This is a genomic window from Streptomyces sp. NPDC043680, from assembly GCF_056436685.1.
This window is the reverse complement of the sequence record NZ_JBWKCE010000004.1, coordinates 98,086-115,633: the sequence shown is the minus strand read 5'-3', so window position 1 is coordinate 115,633 and position 17,548 is coordinate 98,086. Positions and strand designations below refer to the sequence as shown.

Sequence of the window (17,548 nt, the reverse complement as noted above, 5' to 3'; positions counted from 1 at the left end):
CGACCGCCGCCCGGTCTGAGCGGCCCCGGCCGCATCCCGGCCCGTCCCGTGCCCCTTGGCCGGCGCCGCCGTCAGGGACGCGCGGCCCCCATGGCCCGGACGAACTCCCCCGGATCGGCTTCGAATCCCCGCACGGCCGCGTCCAGCGACCAGCCGCCCGCCGCGTCCCGCGTGAACTGCGCGACGGTGGCGGCGGTGGCGGTCGGCACGCCCGCGAAATCGCCCACGGCGAGATCCGTGTAGCCCTCGCGGATCCGGATCCCCGTGCCGCCTATGGCGGCGAAGGTCTTCGTCCGGGCGCCGCGCGGACCGGTGTCCTGGATCACCACGCCCACCACCACGCGCGCCAGCTCCGGTGCCATCCGGTTCAGTTCGAGGGTCATCACCTCGTCGTAGCCGAAGCCCTGACCGGTCTGGCTGTCCCGGTTCAAGGTGATCGTGCCGTCCGGGGACCGGCTGCCGAAGTGCACGAGGTGGGCGGGCTCCCCGTGGGGGTCCGCCGCGGTGTAGACCGCGGCGATGATGTCCAGGTCGTGCGCCGGCGTGCCCGCGGGGCTCGGATCCCACCGCAGTGCGATCTCCACCTTGGCCAGGCTCTTGCGCACCCCGCTCACCGAATCGCTCACCGAACTGCTCACCGAACTCCCCCTCCGCTTGCCGGGTGTTGCCCGGCCATGCTGTCATGCGGCGGCCGCGACGGCCCGTACGACCGTACGTTCCCGGCCAGTTCGGCAGCGGGCGGTCGAGGAGGCCGTCACTGTCCCGGGGCCACCCGTACGGTCTCCACCCAGGCCGGCGGCTGTGGCGCACCGGCCCCGATCAGCGCCGCGATCAGCCGGCAGGACGGGCTCTCGTCCGGCCACGGCGTGTATCCGTCGGTCAGCACGACGACGATGTTCGGCCGGTCGGGCATGGCCAGCGCGGCGCGGATCCCGACCCGCATGTCGGTGCCGCCGCCCCCGGCCAGGGTGACCTGCTCGGTGCTCGTCACCCGGTTCACGGTGTGCACGTCCGCATCGCAGGCCAGGACCGCGACCCGGTTGCCCCGGACCCCCACCTCGCGCAGGACTCCGGTCACCTCGCCGAGCGCGGCCGCGAGTTCCTCCTCGCCCATCGAGCCCGAGGTGTCGATGACGACTGCGACCCGCGGCAGCGGCCGGCGCAGGCTGGGCAGCACCACCCGGCCGCCGAGGGCGGGGGTGCGGCGCGAGGGGCGGCGGTACGTGTAGTCCACCGCGCCGCCCGCCCACGCGGCGGCCTCCCGTACGGCGCCGGACAGCGCGCGGCGCCAGTCGACGGTGGGCTCCAGCAGCTCCCGGGTCCAGCGCTGCCAGCCCGCCGGGAGGCTGCCCCGGGTGCGCTGGTGGGCCCGCATCGCCTGGGCCGTCTGGCGGCGCAGCGCCTCCGCCTCGACCGGGCCGATCCGGGCGGGCGACGCGCCTTCGCCCAGGTCCCAGGGCATCGGCGTCCCGTGGGCGCCCGAACCGCACTCCGCCGCGTGCGGCGGGGAGGGTGGAACCGCCGGCAGGTACGACTCGAACATCCCCCCGGTGGGCAGGCCGAAGAGCTTCGGCTCCATCCGGCCCTCGGGCAGTGCCAGGCCGTCGGCCAGGAGGTCGTCGTTGATCTCGCAGTCCTGGGCGATGTTGATCCGCTGCCGGTCGCCCTGGTCGGCGGCCGGCAGCCGGTCCGCCCTGCCGTGGTGGTCGCGCAGCAGGTGGGCCACCTCGTGGATCCACACCCCGGCCAGTTCCGGCACGGGCGTCGCGTCGACGAAGGCGGGCGCGACGTAGCAGCGCCAGTGCCGGTCCACGCCCATCGTGGGGATCGCAGCCGAGGGGACGACGGTGAGCGCGTACAGGGCGGAGGCCAGGTACGGCCGCGCCTCGGCCGCCTTGAACCGGGCGGCGAGCAGTTTCGCCCGGTCCAGCCGGGCGTGCGCCGCCGCGCCTTCCGGGTCCTCCTGGGGCAGGCCGTTCGCCGACACGGTCATGCGCCGGTCAGCCGCCGCCCGGCAGCGCGCCGGAGAGCTGGAGCAGTTCGATGAACGCGTCGATGCCGGCGGGCACGGGCCAGTCCAGGTCCCGCATCGCCGCGAGGTCGGTGGCGGCGCGCGCGGCGACGTCGGGCACGCCGGCGTCCACGGCCTTGGCGAGTACGGCCCAGCCGGCCTCCCAGCGGGGACGGGTCGGCTCGGCCTGGACGGCCGCCACCACGGCGATGAGGAAGGCCAGCTGGCGGTCACCGCGTTCGGGCAGGGCGAAGGCGTCCGGGTCGGCCAGGACCCGGTCGGGGTCGGGCAGGTCCAGGTGCTCCATGTACGAGAGCAGCTCGATCCCGGCGGCCTCCCCGACGGCGCCGGTCAGCGCCGCGGCCAGGGCCTCCCGGCCCGCGCCGGTCGCGTACCCGGTGGCCAGCAGGCGCAGCGCCATCTCCCAGGTGCGCGGGGAGGGCCAGGCCCGGCCGCGGCCCTCGGCCTCGTCGGGCATGTGGTGGACGAGCCCGGGGCGGGCGGTGAGGAAGCCGGAGATGACGCCGCGGGCCCGTGCCACGGCCCCGGGGACCCGAGCGGGGTCGACCGTGGGAAGGGCCACCTCCGGCCAGGTGCCGGCCATGCCGCGGGCCACGGTGCGCGGGTCGTGGGTCCAGTCGAGGTGGACGAAGCGGTTGGCGAGCGGCGGGCTGAGGTGCCAGCCGTCCGCCGCGCTGGACGGCGGGTTGGCGGCGGCCACGATCCGGACCGGCTCCGGCAGGACGAGGCTGCCGACCCGGCGTTCCAGGACCACGCGCAGCAGGGCCGCCTGCACGGCCGGCGGAGCGGAGGACAGCTCGTCGAAGAACAGCAGTCCGTGGCCGGTGCGGGCCAGGCGTACCGCCCAGTCCGGCGGGGCCATGGGGACGCCGGTGGTGGCGGGGTCGTCGCCGACGACGGGCAGCCCCGCGAAGTCCGAGGGCTCGTGGACGCTCGCGATGACCGTATCCAGCCCGACGTCGAGAGCGGTGGCGAGCCGGTCCATGCCGGCGGACTTCCCGATGCCCGGCTCGCCCCACAGCAGCACCGGCTGATTGGCCGTCACGGCCAGGGCTAATGCCTCCAGTTGGGGGTTGGAGGCGGGTTCGGTGCGGGTGGCGCGAAGCCGGGCGCCCAGGGCGTCGGCGGCCGCGAGGGCCGGCGGCGGCGTGCTCATGCGTCTTCTCTCTCGTCGGCTCAGTAGCCTTCGGCCATGTAGTCGTCGAACCACTCGGAGCCGATGTCGGGGAACTCCTCCTCGACGCGGCTGCGCAGGAAGTCGAGGTCGGTGCGCTTGAACTGGCGGATCAGCTGGGCGAGCGACAGTTCCTGGTCGTCGACGACGTCGATGCGGGACCCGGCGGCCAGGAGCGCGCGGACGAGCCCGGCCGACCCCCCGTACCGGACGGCCACCAGCAAGGGGGTGAGGTCCGTCTTGGAGCGGGCTTCGAGGTCCAGGCCGGCCGCCAGCAGCCGGGGCAGCAGGACTTCGTGGTCGAGGAGGTGGAGCACGTGCAGCAGCGTGTACCCGCGGGCGTCGCGGACGTGGGGGTCGGTGCCCGCGTCGAGCAGCGCGGTGACACCCGGGGTGTCGCCGTGCTGGACCCGCAGGAACAGGTCCCGCCGCTCGTCCCGCAGGGCGCGCGGCAGCCGCCCCTCGCCGCTGGTCCAGGACTGCTGGACGGCGAAGCAGCCGGCCACCGCGCCGCCGAACGCCCGCATGGCCCGCTCGCGCTGCTGCTCCTCCGCGCTGTGCGGGAGCAGGTCGAGTACGCCGCCCTGGGAGCGGACCTCGTGCCACGCGCCGCGGCAGCGCACCCGTACGGCCTTCGGTTCGGGCGGCTCGGGCGGTCCCGCCGCGGGAGCGGCCTGCGGGAAGAGGGCGGCGCAGACGAGGGGGTGCAGTTCGGCGGGGGTGATCCGGCCGGTGCGCAGGAGTTCCAGGTCGGGTGAGCGCTGCCAGGCGTACTGCGGCAGCCGGGGGACCCCCTCGTGGCCGCGGTTCTCGCCGACCCGGATGCGCACACGGGCGTCCGCGCCGGTGCCGGCCGGCTCCAGCAGGAGCGGGTGGCCGTGGGGGATCCGGAAGGTGTCCCCCGCTCCGGCCGCCGTGAGGCGCCGTACCTCGGCCACCAGTCGGGCCAGGTCGATGCGGGCGCCCGCCAGGACCCGCTCCGGATCGAGGGGCCGGCCGTACGTCGGGGGCCTGGGCACGGTCAGGTCACGTTCCAGGCCGGCGGCTGCGTAGGCCTCTTCGGCGCGGCCGCCCTGGTGCAGGAGGGCGACCCATTCGGTGTGTCCGGCCGGGTCGGCTCCGCCTGGGTCGGCGGTGGGCAGCTCGTCCGGGCCGAGCGGGGTCCCGTCCGGGCGGAGGAACGGCAGCCGGCCCGGGAGGCCGCCGAGGAGCTCGGGCAGCGCGGCGGTGTGCCGGGCGTCCCACAGGGGGCGGGCCGCGGTCCAGTCCTCGCCCTGGAAAGCCACCGCGTAAAGATGCTCCGGGTGGACGAGGTCCGGGGCGGTGAGCGGGGCGCAGTGCAGCCGGAGCCGCTGGGGGCCCTCCATCATCGGGCCGGTGGTGACGGACAGGACGGGGGCCTCGGCGGAGGTGCCGTAGCGCGCCAGCAGGACGCGTACGTCCGGCATGAGGGTGGTGCGGCCGCCCAGCAGGCGGGGCAGGTGCCAGCGCAGCAGGTCGGGTGCGAGGTGGCGCAGGTCCGCCTCGACCCCTTCGGCGACCGGGGCCCCGTGGCGGGCCGCGACTCCGGGCAGGTCGAAGGCGACGTCGACGGCGGCCGCCGCGCAGGCGGCCCGCCAGTCGCCGGCCAGGCGGTGCTCGGTGGCGCGGCGGATCATCCAGCCGGGTACCGCGTGGCGGCGGATCCGCTGCCAGACCGGGCCGTCCTCGGGGAGGAGGCCCCCGGGCGGTGTGGCGGCCGCGCTCACCGGTACACGCTCGTGATCGCGGCGAGGTCGGGGTGGGCCGGCCGGGCGGGCCGCAGCCGGGTGGTGAAGGAACGCTTCACCTTGCGGGGCAGGCCGGGGCCGAGGCCGACGTACTCCAGCGGGGAGCCGTCGGGCACGGCGGCCAGCAGGCCCTTCGCGCCGCGTCCGGTGAGCCCGGTGTGGCGCAGCTCCAGGCGCCGCAGCGGGCTGCCGGGAAGGGCGGCGGCGAGGGCGTACGCCCCCTCGTCGCCGGTGGTGTTCCCGGCGGAGCCGAGGCTGCGCTCGGACATCGCCCGCCCCAGGTCGAGGGCTTCGATGCCGCCGAGGGCGTCGGCGAGGGCGCGGGCGCCGGCGGGGCCGATGCCGTTGCCGCCGAGCCCGAGGCGGACCGGCCGCGCGGGGTCGGATGCCGCGGCCTCGGCCAGGACCGCAGCGCCCTCGTCGCCGAGGTGGTTGGCGGGGAGGTACAGCTCGCGCACCCCGGCCTCCCGGATGAGGTCGGCGAGCAGCGGCGCGGCCTCGGCGGTGAGGCCGTTGCCGCCGAGGAAGAGCCGTTCGAGCGGGGTCCCGCGCTCGCGGAGGGCGTCGAGGAGAAGGCGTACTCCCCCGTCTTCGATGCCGGTGTTGACCAGGTCGAGGGTGCGCAGGGTGCGGTTGCGGCGCAGCAGCGCGGCGAGCGTGCGGGCGCCGTCCTCGCGCAGCGGGTTCCGCTTGAGCCACAGGGCCCGGACGGTGGTGTCGTCCGCGAGGGCACCGGCGAGCGCCGCCACCCCGTCGGGGCCGATGCGGTTGCAGCCGAGGTAGAGGGTGTGCAGCCTGTGACCGGCCGGGGTTCCGGCGTCCGGTCCTCCCGACTGCCCCTCGCGGAGGGCGTCCGCGAGGGTGCGGGCGCCCTCGTCGCCGATGGAGTTGGTGCCGAGGAGGAGGTGCCGGGCGTGCGGGGAGTGGGCGGCCGCGGACACGACGCGGGCCGCGCCGGCGGGCCCGAGGCCCTGCTTGCACAGGTCGACGCGGCCGTCCGCACGGAGGGTCCCGACGGGGAACGCCTCGTCCGCCTCGACGGCGCCGCCCGCGGCGAGGCGGGCGAGCAGCGGGTCGAGTCCCGCGGGGTCGGCGAGCGGCAGGTCGGGGTGCTCGATCGCGGGGCACCGTACGGGTGTCGGCTGTGTCATCACCACTCCACCGGTTCTTCGCCGGTGACCGGCGTCCACAACGACATGACGACCTCACGAACACGTGAAGAAGGCGCAAGACCGGTCGGATTCGAACCGACGTCCTCCAGCTCGATGCGTGGGCGCGACGACCTCTGCGCTACGGCCTTGCTGGCGGAGATCATACCGCCTCGCCGGCCGAACTCGATCACCAGTTTGAAATGCCATCCGGCCACCGCCGGACCGTCAGCCGTCCCGTCCTGTACCGATGCGCCCGGCCCCGGAGCGTTTCCGAGCGGCGTGATCCGGCCGGCGCTCGCCGGAGACGGAAATGCCCGCATGCGGGTGATTCGTACGCCTTCGTCGACGAGAAGAGTGTTTCCACCCCTTTCGCACCGAACCGACCGTCGCAGCAGCCCCCTTCATCCCGTTCGGGCCCGAATCCGCCGGAGAAATACCCGTCGAGCCGGATCGTTACCTCAAGTTTTGCTCAGATCCAGTGACATGCCGCGTGCCACCTTCCTAGCTTCCTCGTACACGCGTCTCGACGCTTCTCACGTCTCCGCGGCTCCACGCGTACCGGCGATCCCGCTCCGCGTCCCGCGACCCCAGGAAAGAGTGCAGCAATGAAGGTTCCCAAGGCCGGTGCTTTGGCCGCAGTGATCGGCCTCGCCCTGACCGCCTCCGGCTGCGGCGGCGACGACGGCCCCCAGGGGAACCTCTCCATCGGCATCAAGTTCGACCAGCCGGGCGTCGGCCTGCGCGAGACGGGGGGCACCTTCTCCGGCTTCGACGTGGACGTCTCCACGTACATCGCCAAGGAGCTGGGCTACAAGCCGGAGAACATCGAGTTCAAGCGCGTCGACAGCTCCGACCGCGAGCTGCTGCTCCAGTACAACGAGGTCAAGTTCGTCGCGGCGAGCTACTCGATCAACGACAAGCGCAAGGAGAAGGTCGACTTCGCCGGCCCCTACTTCCTCGCGCACCAGGACCTGATGGTCCGGGCCGGTGACACGTCGATCACCAAGCCCGAGGACCTCAACAACAAGAACCTGTGCTCGGTCACCGGCTCCACCTCGGCAGAGAACATCAAGAGCAAGCTGGCCCCCAAGGCGAGCCTCCTGGAGCTCGAAAGCTACTCGGAGTGCGTCTTCGCCCTCGCCGACGGCCGCGTCGACGCCATGACCACGGACAACTCCATCCTGGCCGGGTACGCCGCCCAGAAGGAGAACGCCGGCAAGTTCAAGCTGATCGGGCTGAGCCTGAGCAACGAGAACTACGGCATCGGCGTCAAGAAGGGCAACAAGGAGCTCCAGGGCAAGATCAATGCCGCCCTCAAGAAGATGGTCGAGGACGGCTCCTGGGAGGCGGCGGTGAAGAAGAACTTCGGTTCGGCCAACTACAAGAGCGAGCCGGCTCCGCCGATCACAACGGGCAGCTGACGATCGCCGACGCGGTGGCCGGGTCCGACCAGTCGGCGTCGAAGGCCGCGTTGACGACGTAGAGGCGTCCGCCGTGGACCGCGGCCGTCGTCGGCTCGTCGAAGCGCGGGTCGGTGATCCGCTTGACGAACGCGGCCCGGCGCCCGTCCGCGCTGAGCGTGAACACGTCGACGGCGTAGGCCCAGTTGCGTACGACGTACAGGGTGCGGCCGTGCAGGACGAGTCCGTCGCCGTTGCCGACCGCCCCGCCGTCGAGCGGGATCCGGGCGGCGGCGCCGGTGCGCGGGTCGACGCGGAAGAGCGCCTGGGCGTTGTCGTTGACCACCACGAGGGCGCGGCCGTCCGGCGTGCGCTCGATGCCGTTGGAGCCCCAGACCTGGCCACCCGGCGGGGTGGGCAGCCATTCACCGCCCAGCGGCAGCGGGCGCGGCGTCGCGCCGGCGCCCGGAGGCAGGAAGTACAGGGCGTCGTTGAAGGAGTCGGTGAACCAGGCCCCGCCGCAGCCGATGACCACGTCGTTGACGAAGGCGGTGCCGGTCGCCGCCCGGTGAGTGGCCAGGATCCGGCCGTCGGCGGCCCGTACGACGCGGATCTCGCCGCTGTCGCCGCCCGCGACGAGCAGTCTCCCGTACCCGTCGAGCTTGAGGCCGACCGCCATCGGGCCCGTTCCGCACACGAGGATCCGGCCCCTGCCCGTGGCGAGATCCGCGCGGTAGATCGACCCGTCCAGCAGCGACCCGGTGTAGGCGGTGCCGCCGGGTGAGACGGTGATGCCTTCCGGCTGGAAGCCGGGAGGGGTGGCGATGGTGTCCGGGCGGCCGCCCGCGGCCGCGGTCCCGGCGCCGGTCCGGTCCTGGGCCCGGGCGGGCGGGGCGAACGGGGCGAGCGGCCCCGCGACGGCCGCGCCGCCGAGCGCTGCGGCCGCGCCGAGGAGGAACCTGCGCCGACCCAACCGTATGGCCATGTGATGTCCTTTCAACTGCCTTGAGAACAGCGGTGGTTGCTGCTTCACGGACTGACCCCGCAACCTCAGCACATCACTGCCGTCCGGAAAAGGGATGCCGAGGGGCAGAATCCGGACTCCTGAAACATGGCGTTTACCTGTTGGGCACATGACAATGTGAGCCTCGCTCTGCCACTGACGCCCCGCCAACTGCACCGGCGGGGGCGGTGTACGTGAAGAGGTGCCCCCACACCATGAGACTTTTCCGCCACACACCCTGGGCAGCCGGGCTCGCCGCCGGCGCCCTCCTGCTCGTGCCGGCCACCGCGTCGGCCGGCTCGCAGCGTTCGGCGGCTCCCCACGCCGACGCCGCGGCCGCGGTCACCACCGCGACCACCGTGGACGCGTACTACGCCACGGCCGAGGGCAAGACCGGTGCCGCGCTGAAGACCGCGCTCCACAACATCATCAAGAACCAGTCCAAGGTCACCTACGACGGCGTGTGGAACGCGCTGAAGGTGACCGACCAGGACCCGGCGAACCCGAACAACGTCATCCTGGTCTACTCCGGCCGCTCGCAGTCCAAGTCCACCAACGGCGGCGGCGTCAACGACTGGAACCGCGAGCACGTCTGGGCCAAGAGCCACGGCGACTTCGGCACCGTCACGGGCCCCGGTACCGACCTGCACCACCTGCGCCCCGAGGACGTCACGGTCAACAGCACGCGCGGCAACAAGGACTTCGACATGGGCGGTAGCCCGGTCGCCGAGGCCCCCGGCAGCTACACCGACGCCGACTCCTTCGAGCCGCGCGACGCGGTCAAGGGCGATGTCGCGCGCATGCTGCTCTACATGGCCGTCCGCTACGAGGGCGAGGACGGCTTCCCGAACCTGGAGATGAACGACCGGGTCAACAACGGCACGGCCCCCTACTTCGGCCGGCTCGCCCTGCTCAAGCAGTGGAACCAGCAGGACCCGCCGGACGCCTTCGAGCAGCGCCGCAACCAGGTCATATTCGGCACGTTCCAGCACAACCGGAACCCGTTCATCGACCACCCGGAGTGGGTCAACTCCATCTGGTGACCCCCGCCCCGCCCGGGATTGGCCCGCTCCCGGGCGGGTATGCGCAGGTCAGAGCTGCTGTCCGCGCCCGGCGGCGGCAGCAAGTGGAGGTTGCCATGGACGGAGGGGGACTGTCCGACCGCGAGCGGCACGCGCTGTCCGCGATCGAGGCCCAACTCAAGGCCGACCGTTCGCTCGACCGGATCCTTCGCTCTGCACACCTGCGTCACCGCATGCTGGCGGCCTGTGGCCTCGCCGCGGTGACGCTGGCGCTGCTGATCGCCGCTTCGGTCACCGTCTCACTGCCGCTGATCTGGGCTTTCGCCGGCGCCTGGGTGCTCACCGTGATCACCGCCCTCCCGCTGGCCGCCCAGTGGGTCCGGCGCCGGTGGCAACGCCGCGACCGGACCGGAACGGGTACGACGAGTACCCCTGCGTGAACAGGAATCCGGGGCCGGGCCGGTTCAACCGCCCGGTCCCCGGAGCCGGTCCGCGAGGGCCTTGAACTCGGCCCAGGCGGGCTTCGGCGTCCGCGCGTCCCACACCTTCTGCGACAGCGCGGCCAGCGGCAGCCGTATCCCCTCGGCCACCTGGGCCGGGGTCTGCGCGCCGGACAGGTCGCACCAGACGGCGAGGCGCGCGCCCAGCACCTGGCCCCCGTAGCCCGCCGGCACCGCGGTCGTGCCGCGCAGCACCAGCGGGGTCCACTGCTCGTAGATCCGCCGACCGGTCGGATAGGTGAACTGGTTGGGCTCGCCGAGCACGTAGTAGAGGAACTCGTCGTTGAGGTTGACGAGCCTGCGCCCCTGCCGCAGGTACTCCAGCGGAGGCCGGGCCCCGTTCTCCTTGCCCGTCCAGTACTCCACCTGGATGTCCTTGGCGGCCTGGACGACGCCCCCGGCGAAGAACCCGTCGTTCCACGCCTTGGGTGCCTTGCCCGCCGGACGGACCACGGCGGCCCGGTCGTTCAGCCAGCCCGTCGCCAGGTCCTGCACCCGGGCGGAAGCACCGTAGCGCTGCTGCGCGGCCCGCGCGAGCTGCGGGAAGGAGGCCTGCGGGTTCTTGTAGACGAGGGCCTGGTACTCGTCGGCGCCGAGGTGCCAGTACCCGCCGGGGAACAGCGGGAGGTACTCGCGCAGCAGTTCGTCCACGAGCTTGGCGGCCGCGGGGTTCGATATGTCCACGGCGCCCTTCACCGCCCTGCCCTGGACGTCGCGCAACTGGAGCCCGGGGTGGGCGCGCAGCACCGCGCCGAGGTGGCCGGGCGAGTCGATCTCGGGGACGACGGTGATGTGCAGGCGGGCGGCGAGCGCGGTGATCCTGCGGACCTCGGCCTTGCTGAGGTGCGGGGTGGAGACGATCTCGGGGTGGGTGTCGGACTCGATCCGGAAGGCCTGGTCGTCGGAGAAGTGCAGGCCGAGCTGGTTGAGCTTGAGGTCGGCGAGCTCGTGCAGCCGGTCCTCTATCCAGCCGGGCGTGAAGTACTTGCGCGCGATGTCGAGGTTCAGGCCGCGCTGGGGCTTGGCCGGTGCGTCGCGCACGGTCCCCTCCGGGGCCGAACCGCCCGACTTCACCTCCTGTTTGAGGGTGCGGGTGCCGTAGAACACCCCGGCCTCGTCGGGGCCGGTGACGCGCACCCGGCCGTCGCGCACGATGAGGGTGTACGACTCGGGGGTCCCGGAGCCCTTCGCACCGAGGGCGAGTTCGACATCCCCGCGGTTCACGGTCGCGGACTCGGCGTATCCCAGGTGCAGTTCGCCCGCGAGCAGCCTGCCCTCGTCGGCCAGGGCCTTGCCGTCGACCGGTGCCACGACCACCCGGGCGCCCGCGGCGGGCTTCCAGCCGGGGCCGCGGGCCGGCGTGTGCTCCCGTACGGCCGGAATGGTGCGGGGGGCGGCGGACAGGGGGTACGCCGGGGTCGGCTCGGGGTTGGGCGAAGCACTGGGCGCCGTGGTGGCGGCCGGGGTGGCGGGGGCCGGGGAGGCCGCACCCGGCGCGCGGTCCTCGTGGGCGGTGGCGCAGCCGGGGACGGCAAGGGAGACCAGCGCGGCTGCCGTGGCCGTCGCGATGGCGTGGACCCTCCTGTACTGCCTGGAATTCCGCATCATGCACCCATGTCCCCCGTACCAACGTGGCACGGGGGACGCGGGCGCGCGACCGGGGGCGTCAGGCCAGGGCGGTCAGGGCGGCGGTGGCGAAGGCAGGGTCCTGCTCGGGTGCTCCGCCGCCCACGCCGATCGCGCCGATCAGCCGGCGTTCGCGGTGCACGGGGAGCCCGCCCGCGATGAACAGCAGCGGCCGGTCGAGGGCCGTGGGCAGGGTGTGGAAGGGCCCGCCCGACTGGACGGCCTGGACGAGGTCGGCGGTCGGGGCGTTCAGCTGGAGGGCGGTGAAGGCCTTCCGGGTGCTGGTCTCGCCGGAGACCAGCATGGCCCGGTCGTCCCGGCGGAAGGCGAGCAGGTGGCCGCCCGCGTCGAGGACGGTGACGCTGACCGTGGCGCCGGCCTGCTCGGCGGCGTCGCGGGCGGCGGCGAGGAGCAGTTCGGCGTCCTCGGTGGTCAGCGGGGCGACGGCGGTGCGGGGGGTGGTGGTGCGGGACATGCGGGGTGCTCCAAGGTGTGCGGACGTACGACGGGTCGTGGATCAGTGGTGGACGGCGACGGGGGCGGAGGCGGTTCCGGCGGAGGCGACGATGCGGCCGGGGCGGGAGGAGGCCGTACGCCGCTCCAGGGCGCCGGAGACGAGGGCGAGGGCCAGCGCGGAGGCGGCCAGCGCGGCGCCGACCCAGTTCGGGGCGGTCCAGCCGAGCCCGGCGGCGATGACCAGCCCGCCGATCCAGGCGGCGAGCGCGTTGCCGAGGTTGAAGGCGCCGATGTTGACGGCGGACGCAAGGGTCGGGGCGCCGGCGGCCTGGTCGAGGACCCGCTTCTGCAGCGGCGGTACGGTCGCGAAGCCGAGCGCCCCGATGAGGACGACGGTGATCGCGGCGCCGGCCTTGGTGTGGGCGGTGACCGTGAAGACGGCCAGGACGACGGCGAGGGCGCCGAGGGACACGTACAGCATCGGCATCAGCGCCCGGTCGGCGAACCGGCCGCCGACGAGGTTGCCGCCCACCATGCCCAGCCCGAAGAGGACGAGGAGCCAGGTGACGGAGGTGTCGGCGAAACCGGCGACGTTCGTCATCATGGGCGTGATGTAGGTGATCGCGGCGAAGACGCCGCCGAAGCCGAGCACGGTCATCGCCATCGCGAGCAGCACCTGCACGTTGCGGAAGGCGGCCAGCTCGTGGCGGATCCGGACGCCCTCGGGGCGGGGCAGCTCGGGCACCAGCCGGGCGATGCCGAGCAGGCCGAGCACGCCCAGGGCGGCGACGATCAGGAAGGTGACGCGCCAGCCGAGGGTCTGGCCGACCAGGGTGCCGAGGGGGACGCCGACCACGTTGGCCACGGTCAGGCCGGTGAACATCATCGCGATCGCGCCCGCCTTCTTCTCGGGGGCGACGAGCCCCGCGGCGACGACCGAGCCGATGCCGAAGAAGGCGCCGTGGGCGAGGGAGGCGACGACGCGGCCGACGAGCATCACGCCGAAGGCCGGGGCGAGCGCGGAGAGCACGTTGCCGACGACGAAGAGGCCCATGAGCAGCATCAGCATGCGCTTGCGCGGGATGCGGGTGCCGAGGACGGTCATCAGCGGGGCGCCGAGCACGACGCCGAGGGCGTAGCCGGTGACCAGCAGGCCGGCGGTGGGGATGGAGACGCCGTAGTCGCCGGCGACCTCCGGGAGCAGGCCCATGATCACGAATTCGGTGGTGCCGATCCCGAAGGCCCCGATGGCGAGGGCGAGCAGTGCGAGAGGCATGAGGGGAGGTGCCCTTCAGGGGAGGTGGGGGTGCCGCAGGGCGCGTATGTTGCCTACGCCGCTTACGTGCGTCCACATTAATTGCAGACGCGGGATATTTGCAAGCGCGGGCTATTGCGGAGGTGTCCTATCCTGGGGTCCTGGGGCCGCAAGGACGCCCTGACGACGCTCCCGAGGAGGAGTCCATGACGGCGACGGACAGCGCGCTCACCGCCCTCTCCCAGGGCTGGTGCGCCCTCTCGCTGCTCCACGGGCGGATCGAGGCGCACATCGAGCGGGCCCTGCAGGCCGGCCACGGACTGAGCGTGCGGGAGTACTCCCTGCTGGACGTCCTGAGCCGCCAGCACAGCGGCCCCGGCGGCCACCTGCGAATGCACCAGGTCGCCGACTCGGTGGTGCTCAGCCAGAGCGCGACCACCCGCCTCGTCAGCCGGCTGGAGGACCGCGGCCTGCTGAACCGCTACATCTGCGACACCGACCGCCGGGGCATCTACACCGACGTGAGCGAAGCGGGCCTGGCCCTGCTGGCCGCCGCCCGACCGACCAACGACACCGCCCTGCGCGAGGCGCTGGACGAGGCCGCACAGAACCCGGAGCTCGCCCCCCTGGTCGCGGCGGTGGAGAACACCCGCCCCACGACGCGGTAGGGACCGCCCGGCGCATCCTGGCCGGACACCACCGGCCCTTCCTCCCTCACCCCTGGGAGGGACTGGCGCTGGGCGGGGACGACGGCTGGGGCTGCGGGGGTGAGGAGACCGGCGCCGACGGGGTCAGGGAGCGCGAAGGGGGCTTCGGGCCCGAGGGCGTCGGGCCGGGGCTTCGGGGTGGGGTGGAGGAGGTCCGGGGCGTCGGCGGGCGCGGCGTGGACGGCTCCGGAGAGGCGTGCGGGGTGCCGGGCTCCGTTGTACGGGGGGACGCCGGGATCTCGGGCGGTGAGGCCGGCGGCACGGGCCGCGGCGGCGCCTGCTCCGGCCCCAGGACGAGGTAGCCCGCCACGGCGGCCGCAGCCGCCGCGAGTCCCGCGAGCGGCAGGGCGAAGCGCCGCAGCCACAGCCGTCCTGCCGACCGGTGCCGCGCGTGCGCTCCCGGCGGATCCGCGGGGCGCAGGTCGCGGAGGGTGATCTCGTCCGCGCGGGCGTCGAGGGCCTGGCGCAGCCTGCGCTCGACGGCGCTTTCGGCCTGCGTCATATCCGTCCCTCCAGAATCCGCTCCAGCGCGTCCAGGGCCCGGCTCGCGTTCGATTTGACCGCGCCCCGGCTGATCCCGAGGGTCGTCGCGATCTCCGCCTCGCTGAGGTCCGCCCAGTACCGCAGGACGAGGACCTCGCGACGGCGCGGGGTCAGCCGGCCGAGGGCGGCGAGCACCTCGCGGTGTGCCTCGCCGAGCACCACGTACTCCTCCGCGGACGGTATGTCGGCCGGGGCGGGCGGGGTCCACGCGCGGGCGGTGCGCCTGCGGCGCAGGACGGAGCGGGAGGTGTTGACCACGGCCGTGCGCAGGTAGCCGAGGGCGTTGTCGACCTCGCCGATGTGCTCGCCGTGACGCCGGTACAGGGCCGTGAAGGCGTCCTGGACCACGTCTTCGGCGGTGGCCAGGTCGTCGACGAGCAGCAGCGCCAGCCGGACCATGCCCAGCCGGTGTGCGTGGTAGAGCTCGGTCACGGTGGGGCGCGATGCGTCCCCGCGCGGTGCGGTCTCGTACGGTGCGGCCTCGTACGGTGCGTCCGCGTACGGTGCGTCCGCGTACGGTGCGTCCGCGTACGGGTACCTGGGCGCGGGCACCGGCCCGTACGGCCGCGCGGACTTCGGCGGAGTGAGGTGCTCGCGGCGCAGCAGCCACGCCCGAAGGCCCCGCCACGCCCGGCCGAAGCCGGGCACGAGGGGGCCTGCGGGGCATGCCGGTGATGCCGTCGGTGCGAGGTGGAGCACGGGGTCCTCAGCCGTTGGCGCGGCGCCGTACGGCGTACAGGGTCCCCGCCCCGGCGGCCAGGAGCACGGCGGCTCCGGCTCCCAGGGCGGTGGTGGTCGCGGAGGAGCCAGTATGCGCGAGCTCGTTCCCGGCCTGGTCGGCGGGGGCGGGCGCGGGGGCGGTGGGCACGGCGCTCGGCCGGGCGGCGGGGTCGGTCGTGGGCGGCACGCTGCGCGACGGCGTCGGAGCGGCGCTCGGGGCAGCGGTGGGCGGCATGCTGCGCGACGGCGACGGCGCGCTGCTCGGAACGGCGCTCGGCGCCACGCTGGGCACGGGCGACGGCGTGGCCGAAGCGCCCTGCGCCGCGAAGGCCGGACCGGCGAGGGCAACGGCCGCCGCGGCGGCGGCAGCGGTGACGGCCGCCCGGCGCACGGGCAGGGGAACGCGCTTCAGGTTGTTCACAGGAGACTCTCCACGATCGGCTGGGGGCGCGGAACTGCGCCCTTCACCCCCCACGACGCGCGACCCCGGGGGAGGTTGCCGCCTTCGCCGGAAAACTTTCCGCGCACCGCCGCGCCGTTTCACGCCGAGCTGCTTCCCGCCGAGCCGCTTGGGGCCGAGCCGTTGCATCGGCCGGTCGGTTCACCCCGTCGGCAGGGGGAGCCTGCGGACCACTTCGAAGCTCAGGTTCCCGTAGGCGGTGAAGAAGGGGGCCGCCGCCACTTCGGTGGCGCCGCCCGCGTCGCGGGCGAGGACGCGCGCCCGGCGTGCCGTGCGGTCCAGGTCCGGGGCGTGCCGGCGGCCCAGCCGGACGGTCCGGGTGACGCCGTCCGCCCTGACGTTCAGGAAGCAGTCCCAGGTGCCCGGCGCGAGCGGTTCCCCCGCGGCGAGGGTCGCGAGGTCCGCGTCCGCCGAGAAGCCGGCCATGGCCAGTTCCGGGTCCCTCTCCGTCAGTTCCGGCGTCGGTCGGGCCAGGACGGGGACGGTGTGCTCCTGGCCCGTCTCCCGTGCCCGCAGGACGAGTTCGCTCTCCATCCGGCCGGTCCCCAGACCTTGGATGTACGCGTGCCCGGTCAGCCGCAGCCGGCCGCCCTGCCAGGACATCGACGCCAGGTGGTGCCGGGCCTTGAGCCGGTCGGTCACGTCGAAGAGGACGTCCGGCAGAGCCGCCGCCGGATCCCGGAAGAGCGGGTAGCAGCGGTACACCCGTCCGTTGTCCACGAGTTCCGCCGGCTCCGGCTCCTTCGCCGGGTCGTACTCGACCAGCTGCTCGAAGGCCGTGAGCGGCCCGCAGGCGAAGGCGTACAGCCGTATCCAGTCGATCCGGGCCAGCTCCCCGCCCATGTCCGGCGTCCAGTACGTCTCGACGAGCGCCCGCGCCCGCCCGTACACCTCGGCGGTGTAGCCGGGGTCCGTGTGGCGGGCCAGGACGGCGGGGCGCAGCGCCGTGCTCAGCAGGCTGCGGAAGTGCCGGCCGAGCATGCGGCGCCGGCCCACCGGGTCCTGCACGCGCTCGGCCACCAGCGCCATGACGCGCTCGATGTGCGCCACCGTCTCCTCGGCGCTCCGGGGCCGGGAGGTGATGTTGCGTCCGTCGTCGCGGCGGCGCAGGAAGTAGCAGTCGTAGTCGCCGACCACCGATATCTTGCCCGCGGCCAGGAACACGGAGGTCATGAAGATCTGGTCCTCGCCGTACCAGAGGTCCTCCGGGTAGCGCAGGTGCCCGTCCTCAAGGACCTGCCGGCGCATCAGCTTGGCCGAGTGCAGGGAGCGGTAGACCTCGGAGGTGTAGAGGTCGGCCTCCTCGGCATGCCGGTACGCCTTCTCCGACACGGTCCGGCCCAGGCCCACCTGCCGGGCGAGCACCAGGTCGCTGCCCTGTGCCTCGGCCATCGCCACCAGCCGTTCCAGGGCCTCGGGTCCGAGGTAGTCGTCGGCGTCGAGGACGAAGACGTACCGGCCGCGGGCCAGGTCGAGGGCCCGGTTGCGCGGGGCGCCCGGCCCTCCGGAGTTCGGTTGGTGCAGCACCCGCAGCTGCGGGTACCGGGCGGCGTAGCGCTCCAGCTCGGCGCCGCTGCCGTCGGTGGAACCGTCGTCGACGGCGATGACCTCCAGGCGCTCCATCCCGATGCTCTGCTGCACGACGGATTCGAGGCAGTCGCTGAGGTACGGCAGCGCGTCGTAGACGGCGATGATCACGGATACGTCGGGAGTGGGCTGGCGGTGCATGC

At 73.9% G+C, this 17,548-nt stretch carries 17 protein-coding genes and 1 pseudogene; 4 read left to right on the top strand and 14 right to left on the bottom strand.

The annotated features are described in order from the left end of the window. Nucleotides 1-71: 71 nt before the first annotated feature. The 6 genes and pseudogenes from AC0666_RS10195 to AC0666_RS10170 all read right to left on the bottom strand — a co-directional run bounded on the left by AC0666_RS10195 (nt 72) and on the right by AC0666_RS10170 (nt 6,275). A complete protein-coding gene (locus AC0666_RS10195) occupies nt 72-614 on the bottom strand; it encodes a TerD family protein (protein WP_468964290.1) in 543 nt (180 codons plus the stop codon). Nucleotides 615-754: 140 nt separating this feature from the next. Beyond that, the gene (locus tag AC0666_RS10190; protein ID WP_468963563.1) at nt 755-1,993 is read right to left on the bottom strand and encodes a vWA domain-containing protein; all 1,239 of its coding nucleotides are present in this window, start codon (nt 1,991-1,993) and stop codon (nt 755-757) included. Between the two features lie 7 nt (nt 1,994-2,000). Continuing rightward, nucleotides 2,001-3,188 (bottom strand): AAA family ATPase, encoded by a 1,188-nt coding sequence (locus AC0666_RS10185; protein WP_478707412.1) that lies wholly within the window; start codon nt 3,186-3,188, stop codon nt 2,001-2,003. 20 nt (nt 3,189-3,208) lie between these two features. Then, nucleotides 3,209-4,954 (bottom strand): ankyrin repeat domain-containing protein, encoded by a 1,746-nt coding sequence (locus AC0666_RS10180; protein ID WP_478707411.1) that lies wholly within the window; start codon nt 4,952-4,954, stop codon nt 3,209-3,211. Further along, nucleotides 4,951-6,126: a leucine-rich repeat domain-containing protein gene (locus AC0666_RS10175; RefSeq protein ID WP_478707410.1), complete on the bottom strand. Its 1,176-nt coding sequence runs from the start codon at nt 6,124-6,126 to the stop codon at nt 4,951-4,953. Before AC0666_RS10175 ends, AC0666_RS10180 begins: the two co-directional genes overlap by 4 nt. A 76-nt stretch (nt 6,127-6,202) precedes the next feature. Then, nucleotides 6,203-6,275: pseudogene (locus AC0666_RS10170) on the bottom strand. A 456-nt stretch (nt 6,276-6,731) separates the two neighbouring features. On the opposite strand from AC0666_RS10170, the gene AC0666_RS10165 reads away from it, so the two are divergent. Continuing rightward, on the top strand, nt 6,732-7,547 hold the full coding sequence (locus AC0666_RS10165; protein ID WP_468963559.1) for a glutamate ABC transporter substrate-binding protein: 816 nt from the start codon (nt 6,732-6,734) through the stop codon (nt 7,545-7,547). On the opposite strand, the gene AC0666_RS10160 is transcribed toward AC0666_RS10165, so the two are convergent. After that, nucleotides 7,531-8,511 carry an SMP-30/gluconolactonase/LRE family protein gene (locus AC0666_RS10160; protein ID WP_468963558.1) on the bottom strand — a complete coding sequence of 327 codons (981 nt, stop codon included), beginning with the start codon at nt 8,509-8,511 and terminating at the stop codon, nt 7,531-7,533. The two genes, AC0666_RS10165 and AC0666_RS10160, sit on opposite strands and share 17 nt — an antisense overlap. A 233-nt stretch (nt 8,512-8,744) precedes the next feature. On the opposite strand from AC0666_RS10160, the gene AC0666_RS10155 reads away from it, so the two are divergent. Next, nucleotides 8,745-9,572, top strand: a complete 828-nt coding sequence (locus AC0666_RS10155; protein ID WP_478707409.1) for an endonuclease I family protein — start codon at nt 8,745-8,747, stop codon at nt 9,570-9,572. A 95-nt stretch (nt 9,573-9,667) separates the two neighbouring features. Further along, nucleotides 9,668-9,991: a DUF3040 domain-containing protein gene (locus AC0666_RS10150; protein ID WP_361712380.1), complete on the top strand. Its 324-nt coding sequence runs from the start codon at nt 9,668-9,670 to the stop codon at nt 9,989-9,991. 24 nt (nt 9,992-10,015) lie between these two features. On the opposite strand, the gene AC0666_RS10145 is transcribed toward AC0666_RS10150, so the two are convergent. From AC0666_RS10145 to AC0666_RS10135, 3 genes are read right to left on the bottom strand one after another with little or no spacing between them, the layout of a single operon-like run. Continuing rightward, nucleotides 10,016-11,659, bottom strand: coding sequence for a beta-N-acetylhexosaminidase (locus tag AC0666_RS10145; protein ID WP_468963556.1), 1,644 nt, complete (start codon nt 11,657-11,659; stop codon nt 10,016-10,018). A 58-nt stretch (nt 11,660-11,717) separates the two neighbouring features. After that, nucleotides 11,718-12,152 carry a GlcG/HbpS family heme-binding protein gene (locus AC0666_RS10140; RefSeq protein WP_478707408.1) on the bottom strand — a complete coding sequence of 145 codons (435 nt, stop codon included), beginning with the start codon at nt 12,150-12,152 and terminating at the stop codon, nt 11,718-11,720. Nucleotides 12,153-12,194: 42 nt separating this feature from the next. Then, nucleotides 12,195-13,409 carry an MFS transporter gene (locus AC0666_RS10135; protein WP_468963554.1) on the bottom strand — a complete coding sequence of 405 codons (1,215 nt, stop codon included), beginning with the start codon at nt 13,407-13,409 and terminating at the stop codon, nt 12,195-12,197. A gap of 185 nt (nt 13,410-13,594) precedes the next feature. On the opposite strand from AC0666_RS10135, the gene AC0666_RS10130 reads away from it, so the two are divergent. After that, on the top strand, nt 13,595-14,056 hold the full coding sequence (locus AC0666_RS10130; RefSeq protein ID WP_468963553.1) for a MarR family winged helix-turn-helix transcriptional regulator: 462 nt from the start codon (nt 13,595-13,597) through the stop codon (nt 14,054-14,056). 46 nt (nt 14,057-14,102) lie between these two features. Here the strand turns inward: AC0666_RS10130 and AC0666_RS10125 are convergent, their stop codons facing one another. The 4 genes from AC0666_RS10125 to AC0666_RS10110 all read right to left on the bottom strand — a co-directional run bounded on the left by AC0666_RS10125 (nt 14,103) and on the right by AC0666_RS10110 (nt 17,546). Beyond that, the gene (locus AC0666_RS10125; protein WP_478707407.1) at nt 14,103-14,597 is read right to left on the bottom strand and encodes a hypothetical protein; all 495 of its coding nucleotides are present in this window, start codon (nt 14,595-14,597) and stop codon (nt 14,103-14,105) included. Then, on the bottom strand, nt 14,594-15,286 hold the full coding sequence (locus AC0666_RS10120) for an RNA polymerase sigma factor (RefSeq protein WP_478707406.1): 693 nt from the start codon (nt 15,284-15,286) through the stop codon (nt 14,594-14,596). Before AC0666_RS10120 ends, AC0666_RS10125 begins: the two co-directional genes overlap by 4 nt. A 58-nt stretch (nt 15,287-15,344) precedes the next feature. Next, on the bottom strand, nt 15,345-15,779 hold the full coding sequence (locus AC0666_RS10115; RefSeq protein WP_468579430.1) for an LAETG motif-containing sortase-dependent surface protein: 435 nt from the start codon (nt 15,777-15,779) through the stop codon (nt 15,345-15,347). Between the two features lie 180 nt (nt 15,780-15,959). Then, the gene (locus tag AC0666_RS10110; RefSeq protein WP_468963550.1) at nt 15,960-17,546 is read right to left on the bottom strand and encodes a glycosyltransferase family 2 protein; all 1,587 of its coding nucleotides are present in this window, start codon (nt 17,544-17,546) and stop codon (nt 15,960-15,962) included. Nucleotides 17,547-17,548 lie beyond the last annotated feature (2 nt).